The organism is Actinospineispora acaciae DSM 45401 (assembly GCF_000620785.1).
Taxonomy (GTDB): Bacteria; Actinomycetota; Actinomycetes; order Mycobacteriales; family Pseudonocardiaceae; genus Pseudonocardia; species Pseudonocardia acaciae.
Genome location: NZ_JIAI01000086.1, coordinates 1 through 1,648 on the forward strand (window position 1 = coordinate 1; position 1,648 = coordinate 1,648).

General features: G+C 73.1%; 1 protein-coding gene. It reads left to right on the plus strand.

What is annotated here, in order from left to right; all coding sequences use genetic code 11:
* Nucleotides 1–1,648, plus strand: a 1,648-nt coding sequence (locus tag N912_RS64995; RefSeq protein ID WP_028928024.1) for a hypothetical protein, incomplete at both ends; no start/stop codon positions are given.

A 1,648-nucleotide genomic window follows, 5' to 3' on the forward strand; every position in this document is an offset into this window, starting at 1 on the left:
CCGCCTACGACCAGCAGGCCGCCGCCTACAACACCCAACGCCGCCAGGTCGACGAGCTCACCGCACGACTACACGACACCACCGGCCACAACTCCACCGACTGGGCCAACCCCGGCCGTGACGGCGCCGGAGCCGCCTGCTCGGCCGACGGGGCGTTCGGCCAATGCTCCACCACCTCGATCGACCCCACCAACGGCCGGTCCACCCAGGACCAGAGCCTGTGCCTGATCGGCATCTCCACCTGCGCCAGCAACTCCACCACCGCAGACCGGGCCGCCTCAGCCACCTGCGAGTACAGCGCCGGCTGCGCCACCACCAGCACCGCCGCCAAGACCAACGCGGCGACAACCTGCGGCACCGGCGACTGCACCACCACCACCCGAGCCGACACCCGAGGCGCGAACACGTTCTGCCAGGCCCGCGGCGGCTGTACCGAGTTCGGCAAGACCCCGACAACCCCCGACGAGCAGGACCTGGCCGCCGGCAAGACCGAAGGTCTCTCGCAGTCCCACGGCACGTGCACCAAGGACTGCGCCCTGACCGGCTTCGCCACCCGGGCCGACGCCGGCGCGGACTGCCAAACCCGCAACGGCGCCTGCGACACCGACTCCATCGGCCGCCGCGCCACCGACCCGAAACCGGGCGCGTCGCCGGTGAGCAAGGACAACGGCGAGGCCGTCAGCACCGCGCACTGCCAGGCAGGCACGATCGGCTGCGACACCACCACCACGGTCAAAGCCGCCGTGGAGGGCAAGCCCGCGGCCGAAGCATCGGCCCGCTGCTCCCGGGGCGCCACCGACTGCTCCGGCAACGCCGCCACCACCACCAACGGCAAGACCGAGGACGCCACGACCACCCCCGAGAAGCCCGCGATCGCCGCGGACCCGACCACCGCACAGGCCGCCGTCCCGGCCACCCCCGCGAAGACGAACACCGACAACCGCACCCGGACCGGCAGCGCCATCTGCCAGGTCACCGGCGGGGCGTGCACCTCCTCCACGGGCCCGGGGACCGATGACGGCGTGTTGGCCCACGGCCGGCTCGACTGCGACCACGCCAAGGGCTGCTCCGGCAAGGCCAGCACCGCCACCGCGGCGTCGATCACCGCCGGTCAGGACGGCAAGACCGCCACCCGCGCCACCGACGCCCACCACGACTGCACCCTGGCCGGCGAGTCCGGCGACTGCGCCATCGACGCCAGCTCCACCGTCGCCAACAACGCACCGCGCAACGATGCCGACACCCGGCTCGCGGCCGCGACCACAGCGGAGGGCCTGACCGCCAGCAGCAAGACGATCGGCACCGTCAACTGCGGCTCCGCCGACTGCAAGGGCACCGAGAACGGCGCCACCTCCGGCACCGCGTCCGGCGACGTCCCCCAGCGCGCCAGCAAGAGCACCACCGGCTGCGAGGTCCACGGCACCAACGGCACCTGCGGCTCGACCGCCAACACCAAGGTGGCCTACCGGCAGGCTCAGACCGGGCCCGACGGCAAACCCCAACCCGCCGGGGTGGCCAGCGTCTCCCACGCCGACGCCCAGGTCCGCTGCGAGAACAGCGCCGAGTGCGGCGGCAAAGCCCACACCGAAACCTCCGCCCTCGACACCGCCGTCTCCAAGGACTGGCGCGGCGCGGCCACCGACGCCAA